This window comes from Xanthomonas populi (assembly GCF_002940065.1).
In the GTDB taxonomy this organism is placed as follows: Bacteria; Pseudomonadota; Gammaproteobacteria; order Xanthomonadales; family Xanthomonadaceae; genus Xanthomonas; species Xanthomonas populi.
In genome coordinates, this window is the sequence record NZ_MDEJ01000044.1 from 14,415 (window position 1) to 28,910 (window position 14,496).

At 65.6% G+C, this 14,496-nt stretch carries 13 protein-coding genes, 1 other RNA gene and 2 pseudogenes; 11 read left to right on the forward strand and 5 right to left on the reverse strand.

What is annotated here, in order from left to right; all coding sequences use genetic code 11:
• Positions 1-83 precede the first annotated feature (83 nt).
• From XpopCFBP1817_RS09160 to XpopCFBP1817_RS09170, 3 genes are read right to left on the reverse strand one after another with little or no spacing between them, the layout of a single operon-like run.
• Positions 84-1,067: a PDR/VanB family oxidoreductase gene (locus tag XpopCFBP1817_RS09160; protein ID WP_128416892.1), complete on the reverse strand. Its 984-nt coding sequence runs from the start codon at positions 1,065-1,067 to the stop codon at positions 84-86.
• Entirely contained in the window at positions 1,060-1,863 is an 804-nt protein-coding gene (locus XpopCFBP1817_RS09165) for a GntR family transcriptional regulator (RefSeq protein WP_128416893.1), read from the reverse strand. Before XpopCFBP1817_RS09165 ends, XpopCFBP1817_RS09160 begins: the two co-directional genes overlap by 8 nt.
• A gap of 22 nt (positions 1,864-1,885) precedes the next feature.
• A complete protein-coding gene (locus XpopCFBP1817_RS09170) occupies positions 1,886-2,962 on the reverse strand; it encodes an aromatic ring-hydroxylating dioxygenase subunit alpha (RefSeq protein ID WP_128416894.1) in 1,077 nt (358 codons plus the stop codon).
• A 255-nt stretch (positions 2,963-3,217) separates the two neighbouring features.
• Between XpopCFBP1817_RS09170 and XpopCFBP1817_RS09175 the strand changes: the two are divergent.
• From XpopCFBP1817_RS09175 to XpopCFBP1817_RS09220, 10 genes and pseudogenes are all read left to right on the forward strand, one after another.
• A pseudogene (locus XpopCFBP1817_RS09175) lies at positions 3,218-4,080 on the forward strand (CoA transferase subunit A).
• Positions 4,077-4,865, forward strand: a complete 789-nt coding sequence (locus tag XpopCFBP1817_RS09180) for a CoA-transferase subunit beta (RefSeq protein ID WP_128416895.1) — start codon at positions 4,077-4,079, stop codon at positions 4,863-4,865. Before XpopCFBP1817_RS09175 ends, XpopCFBP1817_RS09180 begins: the two are co-directional and overlap by 4 nt.
• Entirely contained in the window at positions 4,862-6,070 is a 1,209-nt protein-coding gene (gene pcaF, locus XpopCFBP1817_RS09185; protein WP_128416896.1) for a 3-oxoadipyl-CoA thiolase, read from the forward strand. Before XpopCFBP1817_RS09180 ends, pcaF begins: the two co-directional genes overlap by 4 nt.
• 84 nt (positions 6,071-6,154) lie before the next feature.
• The gene (gene pcaH / locus XpopCFBP1817_RS09190; protein ID WP_128416897.1) at positions 6,155-6,883 is read left to right on the forward strand and encodes a protocatechuate 3,4-dioxygenase subunit beta; all 729 of its coding nucleotides are present in this window, start codon (positions 6,155-6,157) and stop codon (positions 6,881-6,883) included.
• A 4-nt stretch (positions 6,884-6,887) separates the two neighbouring features.
• The gene (gene pcaG, locus XpopCFBP1817_RS09195; protein WP_128416898.1) at positions 6,888-7,451 is read left to right on the forward strand and encodes a protocatechuate 3,4-dioxygenase subunit alpha; all 564 of its coding nucleotides are present in this window, start codon (positions 6,888-6,890) and stop codon (positions 7,449-7,451) included.
• Positions 7,452-7,793: 342 nt separating this feature from the next.
• Entirely contained in the window at positions 7,794-9,143 is a 1,350-nt protein-coding gene (locus XpopCFBP1817_RS09200) for a 3-carboxy-cis,cis-muconate cycloisomerase (RefSeq protein ID WP_128416899.1), read from the forward strand.
• A gap of 14 nt (positions 9,144-9,157) precedes the next feature.
• Positions 9,158-9,940, forward strand: a complete 783-nt coding sequence (pcaD, locus tag XpopCFBP1817_RS09205) for a 3-oxoadipate enol-lactonase (protein WP_128416900.1) — start codon at positions 9,158-9,160, stop codon at positions 9,938-9,940.
• 71 nt (positions 9,941-10,011) lie between these two features.
• Positions 10,012-10,398, forward strand: a complete 387-nt coding sequence (gene pcaC, locus XpopCFBP1817_RS09210) for a 4-carboxymuconolactone decarboxylase (RefSeq protein WP_128416901.1) — start codon at positions 10,012-10,014, stop codon at positions 10,396-10,398.
• 177 nt (positions 10,399-10,575) lie between these two features.
• Positions 10,576-10,652: non-coding RNA, sX9 sRNA (locus XpopCFBP1817_RS09215), on the forward strand.
• A gap of 190 nt (positions 10,653-10,842) precedes the next feature.
• A pseudogene (locus tag XpopCFBP1817_RS09220) lies at positions 10,843-11,768 on the forward strand (alpha/beta hydrolase).
• A 16-nt stretch (positions 11,769-11,784) separates the two neighbouring features.
• Here the strand turns inward: XpopCFBP1817_RS09220 and XpopCFBP1817_RS09225 are convergent.
• The gene (locus XpopCFBP1817_RS09225) at positions 11,785-12,645 is read right to left on the reverse strand and encodes an IclR family transcriptional regulator domain-containing protein (protein ID WP_128416902.1); all 861 of its coding nucleotides are present in this window, start codon (positions 12,643-12,645) and stop codon (positions 11,785-11,787) included.
• Positions 12,646-12,792: 147 nt separating this feature from the next.
• Between XpopCFBP1817_RS09225 and XpopCFBP1817_RS09230 the strand changes: the two genes are divergently transcribed.
• Positions 12,793-13,653 carry a PA4780 family RIO1-like protein kinase gene (locus XpopCFBP1817_RS09230; RefSeq protein WP_128416903.1) on the forward strand — a complete coding sequence of 287 codons (861 nt, stop codon included), beginning with the start codon at positions 12,793-12,795 and terminating at the stop codon, positions 13,651-13,653.
• A 179-nt stretch (positions 13,654-13,832) separates the two neighbouring features.
• Here XpopCFBP1817_RS09230 and XpopCFBP1817_RS09235 read toward each other — a convergent pair whose 3' ends face one another.
• Positions 13,833-14,477, reverse strand: a complete 645-nt coding sequence (locus XpopCFBP1817_RS09235; RefSeq protein WP_244171120.1) for a DUF2490 domain-containing protein — start codon at positions 14,475-14,477, stop codon at positions 13,833-13,835.
• Positions 14,478-14,496 lie beyond the last annotated feature (19 nt).

Below are 14,496 nucleotides of genomic sequence, written 5' to 3' on the forward strand. Positions count from 1 at the left end.
GCATACGGGTCATCCCTGCCGATTCCAGGCCTCGACCGCACCCGCGTGGCGATGGGCGCGGCAACCGTCGGCGTAATGGCAGTTCAGCCAAGCTCGCCGCGATAACCGGTATCGATGCTGATGCTACCGCCCACCGCGCGCGAGACGCAGGCGCACAACTTGCGGTTCTCGCGGCGTTGTTCGTCGCTGAAGAACACGTCGCGGTGGTCGATGTCGGCCGCGCTTTCCAGCACCTCCACCGCGCACAGCCCGCATTCGCCGCGACGGCATTCGGCGATCAGCTCGACCCCGGCGTCGGCCAGCGCATCCAGCATCGATTCGTTCTCGGCCACCGGTACTTCCAGGCCGAGTCCGGGCAGCTTGACCACGAACGCCTGCGCCGGCACCCGCCCGCTGTTGCCGAAGGTTTCGAAATGCAGCCGCGCGCGCGAACGACCGGCCGCATGCCAGTGCTGTCGTACCGCTTCGAGCATGCCCAGCGGCCCACACACGTACACCTCGGCATTGGGCGACAACCGCGCCAGCTCGCCGGCAAGATCCGGAGGGCCCGCGCTGTCGTCGCATTGCAGTTGCAAACGCTCGCCGAGCAGCGTTTCCAGTTCGTCGACATAGGCCGTCGCACTGCGTGTGCGCCCGGCATAGAGCAGGCGAAACGCGCGGTGGCGACGCGCCAGCCGCTGCGCCATGCCGATGATCGGGGTGATGCCGATCCCGCCAGCGATCAGCAGGATCTCCTGGCCGCCTTCATCCAGCGCAAAGTTGTTGCTGGGCGGGGAGATCTCCACCATATCGCCGGGCTGCAAGGTCCACATATGCCGCGAGCCGCCGCGGCTGTCGGGCATCTGCCGTACCGCGATCTGGTAATAGCCATCGGCCCTCGGCTCGCCCACCAGGGAGTAAGAGCGCACGTCGGCGCGGCCATGCAGCTGCACGCGAAAATCCAGATGACTGCCGACCTCGAAGGGGCGCGCCGCTGTGTCGGGGTCTAGCACGATTTCGCGCACGCCCTCGCAGGCGTCCGCAATGCTGACGACATGGGCGCGGTGCCACCGGGTGTCTTTACGCATGGGGAACTCCAGGCAGAAGGGCGGGCCGGCTGCTGCCAGCGGCGGAGGGATGGGCGCGGCCGATCAATGCGCCCCCGCGCACCTGGGTGATCGCCGCCGGGGTTTGCAGCACGTGGCGCAGATTGCGATGTGCAAGCCGCGCGTGTTCGCGCATCAGCGCTTCGGCGCGCGCACCTTGGCGATATTCGATGGCGGCGATGACTTCGCGGTGCTGGTCTTGCGCCAGGGTGAGGATCAGCCGCGCCTCGGCGCTGGTGGTCTGCGCCATGACCAGGCTGTTGGGCGAGGCGAACGGCAGCTGCAGCACGCGTGTGAGTTCGCGGCCGAGGACATCGCTGCCGGCCATTGCCACCAGCAACGCATGGAACTGCGCATTGGCCTGCACGTAAGCGCTGAAGTCGATGGCGTGCAGCGGCGAGCCGACGATGCTGTCGAGGGTGTCCAGCAACTGGCGTGCCTGGGTCAGCGACGCATCCGATGCTCCGCGTTCGGCGGCCATGCGCGCAGCCAGGCCTTCGAGCGTGCCGCGCAGTTCGATCGCATCGTGCACATCGCGTTCGCTGAAGGCCTGCACCGCATAACCGCCGCCCGGCAGTGCGCTGGCCAGGCCTTCTTCGCACAGCCGCTGCAAGGCCGCGCGCACTGGGGTGCGCGACATGCCCAGACGCTGCACCACCGCAAGCTCGGACAGTCGCGTCCCGGCGGGCAGGGTGCCGTCGAGAATCAGTTCGCGTAGCGACAGCAGCGCGCGCGTGGTTTGCGCGGCACTGCTGCGAAACGGGGTGGTAGGTGACATGCGAATCTCCGGCGCGTTGGGTTTAGCCCACCATGCGCAGCGACAGTTCCTGCGCGCGCTGTTCCTGTGCGATCAGGCGATCAATCACACGGCGTGCCCACATGCCGCCGGCATCGACGTTGAGGTTGTAGAAGGCGTGATCCGGATGGGCATCGATGGCGCGTTGCTGCGCTTCCAGCACCGCCTCGTCTTCGCCGAACACGCCGGTGACGCCGGCACGGGTGAGCGTGGTCAAGGATTGATCGTGCAGCGCGTAGTTGCGCATGAACGCCCAGAAGTAGTGGCAGGTGGTGTCGGTTTCGGGCGTGATGGTATTGAGCACGTAACCGTTGACGCCCTGGCTGCGGTCGCCCTCCGGCGCACCGGTGCCGGCAATGGCCACACCCACATCGATGGCGATGGTGCAGGGCGCTTCGAAGCGGATGATCTGCCAGCGATCGACCTTGCCGTGGTAATTCAGATGGCGGGCGATCTGGCTGGCCCAGAACGGTGGCGCGTCGATATTGCGCATCCAACGCGACACCACCACCGAGCGGTCGCCATGCATCACATCGAACGGCGCTTCGGCAATCTCGTCCTGGCCGATGCTGGAGCCATGTACGAAGGTCTCGTGGGTCAGGTCCATCAGGTTGTCCAGCACCAGCCGGTAATCGCACTTTGCGTAGATGGTGCGGCCATCGCCGGCCCAGGCCGGGTCGTGCGCCCAATGCAGATCGGGAATCAGGCGAGTGTCGGCCTGCGCCGGATCGCCCGTCCAGATCCACACATAACGGTGCTTCTCGGCGACCGGAAAACTGCGCACGCACGCAGACGGGTTGATGGTTTCCTGCGAGGGCATATGCACGCAGCGGCCCTGGGTGTTGTAGACCAACCCGTGATAACCGCACACCACATCGTCGCCACGCAGCTTGCCCATCGACAACGGCACTAGGCGATGCCAGCACGCGTCTTCGAGTGCGATCACTGCCCCGGCGGTGCTGCGATAGAACACCACATCCAGGTTGCAGACCTTGCGCGGGGTGAGCGCGTGCTTGATCTCGTGGTCCCAGGCGACGGCATACCACGCGTTGAGAGGAAACAGCTGCTTGGACTGGGACATGACCGTGACTCCTGGGGTTTGTATACAACCTGGGGGGCGAATCGACATCGGTACGCCTGCCTGCAACCAGTTGGAAAGCACGCCGGCGCTGGCGTCTGCTTACAAGCGAAGTTATGTATACACCGGAGACAATGCTGGAGCATCAGCGGACTAGCGAAATTGTGCGATTATCGAATATCTACCTCGGTAATCGCATTGACCGAGCTGTGCAGCTGCCCCTAACGTGACTGCTCGCTCGCTGCGCAGGACCTTGCAATGGCCCAGATCGTCTCCCTTTCAGAAGCGGTGTCCCAGCTGATCGCCGATGGCGACTGCGTGGCGATGGAAGGCTTCACCCACCTGATTCCGCATGCCGCCGGCCACGAGGTGATCCGCCAGCACAAGCGTGATCTGCGCCTTGTACGCATGACCCCGAACCTGATCTACGACCAGTTGATCGGCGCCGGGTGTGCCTCGGCATTGCGGTTTTCCTGGGGCGGCAATCCCGGCGTCGGCTCGCTGCACCGGCTGCGCGATGCGGTCGAACATGCCTGGCCGCAACCGTTGCAGATCCGCGAACACAGCCATGCCGACATGGCCAACGCATACGTGGCTGGTGCATCGGGCCTGCCGCTCGCGGTGCTGCGCGGTTATGTCGGCTCGGACCTGCCGCGCGTAACGACGGCATCAAGTTCCTGCAATGCCCCTACACCGGCGAGACGCTGGCCATCACGCCCGCCGTCAACCCCGATGTCACCGTGATCCATGCGCAGCAGGCCGACCGCCGCGGCAATGTGCTGCTGTGGGGCATTCTGGGCGTGCAGAAGGAAGCCGCATTGGCCGCACGCAAGGTGATCGTGACGGTGGAAGAGATCGTCGACAGGCTGGACGCGCCGCCCAACGCCTGCATCCTGCCGCGTTGGGTGGTCGATGCGGTCTGTCATGTGCCTGGTGGCGCGGCGCCGTCGTACGCGTATGGCTATTACGCTCGCGACAATCGCTTTTACCTCGCCTGGGATGCGATCGCACGCGACCGTGCGCGCTTCCAGGTCTGGATCCAGACGCATATTCTCGACACCGACGATTTCGCTGCCTTCCAGCGCGTTTACGCGCAATCGCTGTTGCAGGTGGCTGCATGAGCGACTACAGCACCAACGAAATGATGACCGTGGCGGCTGCGCGTCGCCTGTCCGACGGTGCGGTGTGTTTCGTCGGCATCGGCCTGCCATCCACCGCCGCCAATCTGGCGCGGCTGACCCATGCGCCGGACGTCACCCTGGTCTACGAATCCGGCCCGATCGGCGCGCGACCGGACGTGCTGCCGTTGTCGATCGGCGATGGCGAACTAGCCGAAACCGCCGACACCGTGGTCTCCACGCCGGAGATCTTTCGTTATTGGTTGCAGGGCGGCCGGGTCGATGTCGGCTTTCTGGGCGCGGCCCAGATCGATCGCCATGCCAACCTCAACACCACGGTGATCGGCCCGTACGACGCGCCGAAAACACGGCTGCCCGGTGCGGGTGGCGCGCCGGAGATCGCGGCCAGCGCCAAGCAGGTGTTCATCATCATTCGCCAATCCCGACGCAGCTTCGTGCCGGTGCTGGACTTCATCACCACGGTCGGGCATCTGGATGGGGGAGATGCGCGGCAGCGTGCCGGCCTGCGCGGTGCCGGCCCCACGGTGGTCGTCACCGATCTATGCGTGATGGAGCCCGACCCCGTCACCCGCGAACTCACCGTCACCGCCTTGCACCCCGGCAGCACCCGCGAACAGGTGCGTGCGGCCACCGGCTGGCCGATCCGCTTCGCCAACGATCTGGCGCAGACCCCCCCACCGAGCGCTGCGGAATTGCAGGCATTGCGCGCGCTGCAGGCACGCACCGACGCAGCACATGGCAAGCAGGCAGCGGGAGCCGAGGCATGAGCGAGGTCTATCTGATCGATGGCATCCGCACCCCGATCGGCCGCTATGGCGGTGCACTGGCCAGCGTGCGCGCCGACGATCTGGGCGCGGTCCCGATCGCCGCGTTGATGGCACGCAACCCGCAACTGGAGCCGGCGCTGATCGACGACGTGTATCTGGGTTGCGCAAATCAGGCCGGCGAAGACGATCGCAATGTCGCGCGCATGAGTCTGCTGCTTGCGGGGTTGCCCAGTTCGGTGCCGGGCAGCACGCTTAACCGTCTGTGCGGTTCCGGGCTGGATGCGATCGGCACGGTGGCGCGCGGTATCCGTGCCGGCGAACTGGGGCTGTCGATTGCCGGCGGTGTTGAATCGATGACGCGCGCGCCGTGGGTGATGGGCAAGGCCGAGAGCGCCTTCGCCCGCACGCAACAGCTGGAAGACACCACCATGGGCTGGCGTTTCGTCAATCCGAGCATGCAGGGCGCCTATGGCGTGGAGTTGATGGGCGAAACCGCAGAAAACGTGGCACAGCGCCATGCCATCGCGCGCGAAGAACAGGACGCCTTTGCGCTGCGCAGTCAGCAGCGCACCGCCGCCGCACAGGCGGCCGGTTTCTTCGATGGAGAAATCACGCCGGTGACCGTGGTCCCACGCAAAGGTGGCGAGGCAACCGCTTTCGATCGCGACGAGCCCCCGCGCCCGAATACCACTGCCGAGATGCTGGCCAAGCTCAAGCCGGTGTTCCGCCAGCCCGGCACGGTGACTGCCGGCAATGCGTCCGGTCTCAACGATGGCGCTGCTGCCTTGTTGCTGGGCTCCGCGCAGGCCGTAAACGCACACGGGTTCACCCCACGCGCACGCGTGCTCGGCTTCGCTTCGGCGGGTGTGGAGCCGGCCTTCATGGGCATCGGCCCGGTGCCGGCCACGCAGCGCTTGCTGGCGCGGTTGGGCCTGACCATCGAACAGTTCGATGCGATCGAACTCAACGAAGCCTTCGCCGTGCAGGCACTGGCCTGCACGCGCGCGTTCGGGCTGGCCGACGATGCGCCTCACGTCAACGCCAACGGCGGTGCGATCGCGCTCGGTCACCCCTTGGGCATGAGCGGCGCGCGTCTGGCGCTGACCTTGTTGCGGCAACTGGAAGCCAGCAACGGACGGCGTGGCCTGGCCAGCATGTGTATCGGGGTGGGGCAGGGCGTGGCGCTGGCGATCGAGCGCGTGTAGTGCGGCGTTTGCAACCACTGCTGCCGTTACCGCACACCCATAGCGTTCTCAACCCTGCCGCAGCGCAACCGATGGAGATCCCGTATGCGCGACCCCAGCTCTGACATGTCGGTCGATCCGCTGCTTGGCTATCGCCGGCCGCAGATCGGCACGCAACCGGCTTATCTGCATCTTCCCTATGCATCCACCGCATTGCGTGGCCCCACGCGCGCGCCGATCGACATCCCGGTCACGCTGTCGGAAGTCACCGGGCCGCGACTGGATCGGCTCACCCTGGGCGAGCATGCCGCCGATCTCACTGCAGGCTTTGCTGGCGAGCCGTTGGGCGAGCGCATCATCGTGTCCGGTCGCGTGCTCGACGAAAACGGCAAGCCGGTGCGCAACAGCGTGGTGGAAGTGTGGCAATGCAACACGGCTGGCCGCTATCAACACGCCGGCGATCGCCATGACGCGCCGCTGGACCCCAACTTCCGCGGCACTGGCCAGGTGCTCACCGACGACCAAGGCCGCTATGCGTTCAAGACCATCAAGCCGGGCGCATATCCGTGGCGCAATCATTACAACGCCTGGCGGCCGGCGCATATACATTTTTCGCTGCATGGCGATGGCATCGGGCAGCGGCTCATCACCCAGATGTATTTCCCCGGCGACCCCTTGCTGGCGCACGACCCGATCTACAACTGCGTGGACGATGCATTGGCGCGCGAACGCATGGTGTCCAGTTTCGACTGGGAAAACGCGGTGAGCGAATACGCACTGGCTTATCGCTTCGACATCGTGTTGCGCGGGCGCAAGCAAACGGTCTGGGAGTGAGTTGATGAGCCTGCACACAACCCCGTCGCAAACCGTTGTCCCGTATTACCGGCTCGGGCTGGAGCCGCTCTATCGCGATCAACTCGCACCTGCGCAGGCCGCGGGCACGCAGGTGCAGATCAGCGGTTGCGTCTTTGATGGCGCCGGCACCCCGGTGGCCGACGCGGTGCTGGAACTCTGGCAAGCCGATGCTGCTGGCATCTATGCGCATGCCGCCGACACCCGCTTCGAAACGCATGCATCCAGTTTCGATGGCTGGGGCCGCGTGCCCACCGATGCGCAAGGAGGTTTTTCCTTCAGCACCATCAAGCCGGGCGTGGTGGCAGGCCCGGACGGCAAGCTGCAGGCAGCGCATCTGACCGTGCTGGTGTTTATGCGCGGGCTGCTGCGCGGCGTGTCGACACGGCTGTACTTCGCCGACGACCCGCAATTGCGCAGCGATCCGATTCTTGCCCTGGTGCCGGCCGAGCGTCGCGCCACGCTGCTGGCCCAATCGCGCGGTGGTGGCGACTATGTGTGGGACATCCATATGCAGGGCGATGCAGAAACGGTGTTCTTCAACTATTGATCGCATCGTCATTGCGCGGTTGGCCATGCTGCGATGCGCACGCGTGAGCACCACGCCTGCACCTGCGTGCAGACGCCGCACGCGCATCGCAGCGCAGCTGGGCAACCAGGTACCAACGCACGATGCCATCGGTGATCTGTCGTGATCCGCACATCACCCGCGCGCGGTACCGTGATCCGCGTGCGAGACGTGCATTGGCGAAACCTGCAGTACGCGAGCATGCGCAATGACGACAACCCCGCGCGCGCACCACGCAGCTGATGCGCCACATATCACCGCGCACGCCAGTTGGCACTCCCACGCATCAGTGCCATGCTGCCCGCACGCCAAGAGAGGCCATGCATGACTGCGACGTCTTCCCTGTTGGGATCCTTGTTTGGCGAGCCTGCGTGCGAGGCCTTGTTCGACGACGCGGCGCGTGTGCAGGCGATGCTGGCGTTCGAATCTGCGCTTGCCCGCGCGCAGGCGCAGTGCGGGGTGATCCCCGCCGGGGCCGCTCAGGCCATTGCCATTGCTTGCGACGTGCAGCACTACGATCTGGCCGCATTGGCGCAGGCCACCGCACTCGCCGGCAACCCCGCCATTCCATTGGTGAAGGCGCTGACTGCGCGCGTGGCCGAACACGATGCGCAGGCCGCGCACTGGGTGCACTGGGGCGCCACCAGCCAGGACGTCATCGATACCGGCACGGTGCTGCAGCTGCGCGCCGCGCTCAACCTGCTGCTACCGCGTCTGCACCGCCTGTGCGCCGATCTGGCCGCATTGGCCCAGCGCGAACGCACCACAGGCCTGCCCGGACGCACCTTGTTGCAGCAAGCGGTGCCGGTCACCTTCGGGCTCAAGGTCGCCGGTTGGCTGGATGCGCTGCAGCGCGCGCAACATCGCCTGCAGGCCTTGCAGCACGACGCCTTGGTGCTGCAGTTCGGTGGTGCCGCCGGAACGCTGGCGTCGTTGCAAGAGCGCGGCCTCGATGTCGCTCAGGCACTGGCAACGACGCTGGCGCTGCCGTTGCCCGCATTGCCCTGGCACACCGCGCGCGACCGCATCGTCGAGGTCGGCTGCGCCTTCGGTCTGTTGGCCGGCACGCTGGGCAAGATCGGTGGCGATGTGGTGCTGCTGATGCAATCGGAAGTCTGCGAAGTGTTCGAGCCCGCCGCTGTCGGCAAGGGCGGCTCCTCGGCGATGCCGCATAAGCGCAATCCTGTTTCCAGCGTCGCCACGATTGCCGCCGCCACGCGCGTGCCAGGCTTGGTCGCCACCTTGTTCAGCGCAATGGCGCAGCCGCATGAGCGCGCCGCCGGGCAATGGCATGCCGAATGGGAGACCCTGCCGCAGATCGTGTGCCTCACTGCCGGCAGCCTGGCGCAGATGCAGGGGTGCCTGGCCGATCTTGAACTGGATCGTGAGCGCATGCGCGCGCACCTGCACAGCCATGGCGGCGCGCTGTACGCCGAGGCGGCGGTGTTCGCGCTCGCACCACAGCTCGGCAAGGCGCAGGCGCATGCAGTGGTCGAACAGGCGGTGGCACGCGCGCAGGCGCAGCAGCGGCATCTGCGCGAGGTGCTCGCCGACGATGCGCTGGTGAGTGCGGTGCTCACGCATGTCCAACTGCAGGCGGTGTTCGATGCGGACAGCTGGCGCGGCATGTCCTCGGTCTGGATCGACCGCGTGCTGGCCGCTTCTTCTTCTTAGCTGAAGGTACTTCGATGGCCTATCTGCAGTTGCCCACGCACCGCCTGCACTATCGGCTGGACGGCACCGAAGGACGCCCCTGGCTGACCTTCTGCAATTCGCTCGGCACCGACCTGCACATGTGGGACGTGCAGATCGCCGCCTTTGCGCCGCACTACCGCATCCTGCGTTACGACCGCCGCAGTCATGGCGATTCGGAGGCGCCGCCCGGCCCGTACAGCGTTGCCGACCTTGGCCAGGACGTGCTGGCGCTGTGGGATGCGCTGCAGATCGCGCAGAGCGACTTCTGCGGCCTGTCGATCGGTGGCCTCACCGGGCAGTGGTTGGGCCTGCATGCGCCGCAACGGCTACGGCGGCTGGTGGTATGCGCCACCGCGCAGAAGATCGGCAGCAGCGAGAGCTGGAACGCGCGCATCGCACAGGTGCGCAACGAAGGCTTGCCGGGATTGGTCGACGCCACCTTGCAGCGCTGGTTCACCCCATCTTTTTCGCTTCACCACGCGCAGCGCCTAGAGATGATCGTGGCCGCGTTCGTGTCGACCTCTCCAGCCGGCTACATGGCCTGCTGCCAAGCCGTGGCCGATGCCGACTTCCGCGGCGCACTGGACACGCTGGAGTCTCCCTTGCTCGCGTTAGCCGGCGACGACGATCCGGTCTGCCCGCCAGCCGATCTGCGCGAGATCGCGTATGCCGCTCCGCATGGGCATTACGCACAAGTGCCCGGCCGGCATATCTGCAATCTGGAATCGCCGGCGGCCTTCAATGACACCGTATTGCGCTTTCTTCAATCCGATTAAAGCAGCTGCCACTCCGACTGCGCTGCGCTTGCCGGCCGCTCCAACCATTTCCCCACGCAAGAGAGAGTCCAATGCAAGAAGACGAGCGTTACCAGGCCGGCTTGCGCGAGCGCCGACGCGTTCTTGGCGATGCGCATGTCGATCGCTCGCTGGCGGCACGCACCGAGTTCACCGAGGACTTCCAGGAGCTGATCACCCGCTACGCCTGGGGCACCATTTGGACCCGCGACGGCCTGCCCGCGCAGACCCGCTCGCTGCTGACCCTGGCGATGATGGTGGCGCTTGGCCACGACGAAGAATTCAAGCTGCACGTGCGCGCCGCGCGCAACAATGGCGTCACACCCCATCAGATCAAGGAAGTGTTGCTGCAGGCGGCAGTCTATTGCGGCGTGCCGGCAGCCAATCACGCGTTCGCGTTGGCTAAACCGATTCTTGAAGAACAGGCTGCCGAAAGCTGAGCCGCTGCCATCGCGTCGATGCTTCTGACGACCGACCGAGCGAAGCCGAACGGGAATGCGCTGCGCATACCGGCACCGCCACCACGTGTGTGGCGCGGTCGATACGTCAACAGTAACAGCGGCCAACAAAACTACGACGCAGCCGCCAGGCGGGCGCGGCGGGTGCTCGGAATCGGCATGTACCACGCGTACGCTGCGGTTCTGAGCGCGCCGCCCGCACCCACCTGGCGACCGCTCGCTACGTTTTGTTAGCCGCTCCAAGGCGTGCATGGATAGCACCGCCGCAACCTGAGCCGGAAAAGCTGGCGCGTATTCCCAGAAGAGGGCGCTCCGCAGGCGCAGCAGCCAGACACGATGCGCGCGCACGTCGTGCATCGTCGCACCCCAGCAAGCATCGCAGGCAAGATGGCCTCCATCGGACATCACTTCCCAAAGAGATTGCTCATGACGTTGCGCTTCGCCTGTGTGCTGATGCTGCTGCTCGCCACCTGTGCGCTGCAGGCACAGCCGCATCCCGGACCGGGCACGCAGCTGTCTCAGGTCCGCGCCGACGATGGCCAGACGCTGGCGGTATGGTCGCGCGTACCGGCCCAGCCACGCGGCGCGATCCTGTTGGTGCATGGTCGCACCTGGAGTTCGCTGCCCAATTTCGACCTGCAGATCCCTGGCGAACCGCGCGATTCGCGCTCGGTGCTGGCGGCGTTGGCACAGGCCGGCTCTGCCGCTTACGCGGTGGACCTGCGCGGCTATGGCGGCAGTGCGCGCGATGGCAGTGGCTGGAACACGCCCGTGCGTGCAGTGGCCGGTGTCAGCGAGGTGCTGGCCTGGATCGCCCGCAAGCACGCGCACTTGCCGGCGCCGGCGCTGCTCGGTTATTCCAACGGCGCGCGGGTGGCGCTGCTGATCGGCCCGCAACGACCGCAAGCATTGTCTGCGCTGGTGCTGTACGGCTTCCCGGACGATGTCGATGCAGCCTCCGAAGCCACACCAACGCCAGTCCCGCCACTGCGCGCACGCATCACCGCCGAGGCGGCCGGCGAGGACTTCATCACCGTCAATGCCGCGCCTCCCGGCGTGCATGCGGCCTGCGCTGCGCAGGCGGTGTCGGCCGACCCGGTGCGCACGGACTGGCGCGCGCTTGAGCAATTCGCCTTCCATCCCGAGCAGGTGCTGAAGCTGCCGGTGTTGCTGCTGCGCGGCGTCGACGACCCGATCGCGACCAGCCGGACAACGCCCACGTGTACGCACGCCTGCGCAGCGAAGATCGCAGCTGGGTCACGCTGCCGCGCGCCGATCACGTAGCGCATGTCGAAGACACGCATGCCGCCTGGGTGGATGCGGTGGTCAGCTTTCTGCGCCGGCCGCGTTGAGCGCGTTCAACAAGCCTTAACTCAACAACGCCCCCAACCGCTGTGCCGCTTGCTTCAACGGCGCCAGCAACTGCGTCTGCATCGTCTGCAGGCTCACGCGCCCGGCCTGGGCACCGATGTTGAGCGCGGCGATCACTTCGCCGCGCAGGCTGCGCACCGGCACCGCGATCGAGCGCAGGCTGATTTCCAGTTCCTGATCGGTCAGGCACATGCCTTCGCGGCGCGTGCGTGCGAGCAACTCCAGCAGTGCCGATGCCTGGGTCACCGTGCGGTCGGTGCGCGGGCGCAGCGTAGTGCGCTCCAGATACGCCTGCAGGGTGTCGCTGGGCAGGGCGGCCAGCAGCACGCGGCCCATTGAGGTGCAGTACGCAGGCAGGCGCGTGCCCGGGCGCAGCCCGATCGACATGATGCGCACCGTTTCGGCACGCGTTACGTACAGCAGGTCGTCGCCGTCCAGCACGCCCAGCGAGCAGGACTCGTGCAACTGGTCGCGCAACCCGTCCAGCACCGGCTGCGCCGCCGCAGTCATTGACGAAGACGCCGCATACGCACTGCCGATCCCCAACACGCGCGGCAGCAGCACATAGCCACGGCCCTGTTCGCCCACATAGCCCAGCTTGGCCAGCGTATGCAGCACCCGCCGCACCGCCGCCCGCGAAATACCGGTCTCCAGGCTGATCTGCGACATAGTCACTTCACGCGCGTGCCGGGCGAACACGCTCATTACCACCAGCCCGCGCGCCAGCGAGGTCATGAAGTCCGGGTCGCCCTGGGCGGCGGCGATCTGCTGCATCAACTCGTGCGGCAGGCCACGTTCGCTATCGGCGGCAATCACGGCGGTGGGGCGTTTGCGGCGGCGGGCGGCGGGCTCGGGCATTGGGTCGCGGATTGGACAGGTTCCCGCATGGTAAGCGCTCGCGTCATTCCATGCCCTAGGTCGCAGCGTGTGCGCCGGCATGTAATCGCTTCACCCTGCTTGCCGCATAATCGCCGCTGGTTTGTTCCGGATCGGTCCTCTTAGTCCATGAAAACCCCCAAGGGCCTGCAACCGCTGATCGACGACGGCATCATCGACGAAGTGTTGCGACCACTGAAGAGCGGCAAGGAAGCATCCGTCTATGTCGTCAGCACGGGCGCCGACATCCTGTGCGCGAAGGTCTACAAGGACATGGCGCAACGCAGCTTCCAGGCGCGTGTGCAATATCAGGAAGGCCGCAAGGTGCGCGGCAGCCGGCAGGCGCGCGCGATGGGCAAGGCCACCAAGTTCGGCCGCCGCGAGGCCGAGACCGCGTGGAAGAACACCGAAGCCGAGGTGCTCTACCAGCTGATGGATGCCAGCGTGCACGTCCCCAGGCCGCGCGGCTATTTCCATGGTGTGTTGCTGATGGATCTGGTCACCGACGAAGCCGGCCACAGCGCACCGCGGCTGGGCGAGGTGGACCTGGAGCCCGAGCAGGCGCGCGTCTTCCACACCAGCCTGATCGGCGATGTAGTCAAGATGCTGTCGCTGGGCCTGGTGCACGGCGATCTGTCCGAGTACAACGTGCTGGTCTCGCCCGAGGGCCCGGTGTTGATCGACTTCCCTCAGGTGGTCAGCGCCGCCGGCAACAACGCCGCACGCGACATGCTGCTGCGCGACGTGCACAACCTGCGCGATTGCCTCGGCCGGTTCGCCCCCGAGTTGCTGGACACCCATTACGGCGAAGAGATGTGGGCGCTGTTCGAAAAGGGCGAGCTGCGTTCGGACAGCGTGCTGAACGGCCGCTTCAAGTTCGACACCCGCCGCGCCGACGTAGGTGCCATCCGCGCCTCGATCGAAGACGCGCGGCAGGAAAATCTCATGCGCCAGCAAGGCCGCGAAGCAGCTGCGGAAGACGAAGACTAGGCATGAGGTGGCTGCGAGCCGTTGCCGCAGCCACCTGATCCACGGCAGATGAATTTTAGGTAACCATAGCCAGGTGATAGCGACGGGCAATGGCGCACACGTTTCAACGTGGAAAACGCAATGATTCAAGGCGCCGGTTTGAGCCTTGCGGCTAGAAACCGACGCCTGGAAATTAATACCTAGAAATTGAAGCGGAACGTAGTCATCAGCACGTGGTTTTCGCGGTCCACTGCGGGAGTGTTGACGAACTGATTCAGATAACCGACATCGACATTGGAGAGGTTGTTGAATTTCCAGTTGATGCCGACGAAGACACGGTTCTGGTCGAGGCCGCGTCGGGCGCCCCACTCGGTCTGATCGAGATTGACGAACAGTTCGTTGAATGCGACCCATGACAACTGCGGAGACAACGCGCTGGGCCGGACAGCCCTGATCATTTGGCGGACCCTGTAACCTTCATCGCTGAAGCCTTCGCGATGGCGTTGCTCCAGACGCGTGCGACTGGTAATGGTGATGTTCGCAATCGGATCGAACTGGTATTGAAACTGTCCCCACCAGCGATTTTCACGGTTGGAGGATTGCCCGGCCGGGTGGCTGATGATGGTGTCGTAGCCCATCCAGACACTGGCGTTGGGATTGAGCCGGTAAAACACGGCGGGGCGCAGAATCAGTTGGTCGAACTGCTCGCCTTCTTCGCGCCAGCGCGGATGGATATCCATGCTCCAGTACACATTTTCGACCGGCAACTTGCCCTGGGCATACACACTTAAAGGAGCCTCTAAAAACCCCAGCAATCTGCCATCATTGACTTGACGCCCTGCCAGCGGAGAACGACAGACATGA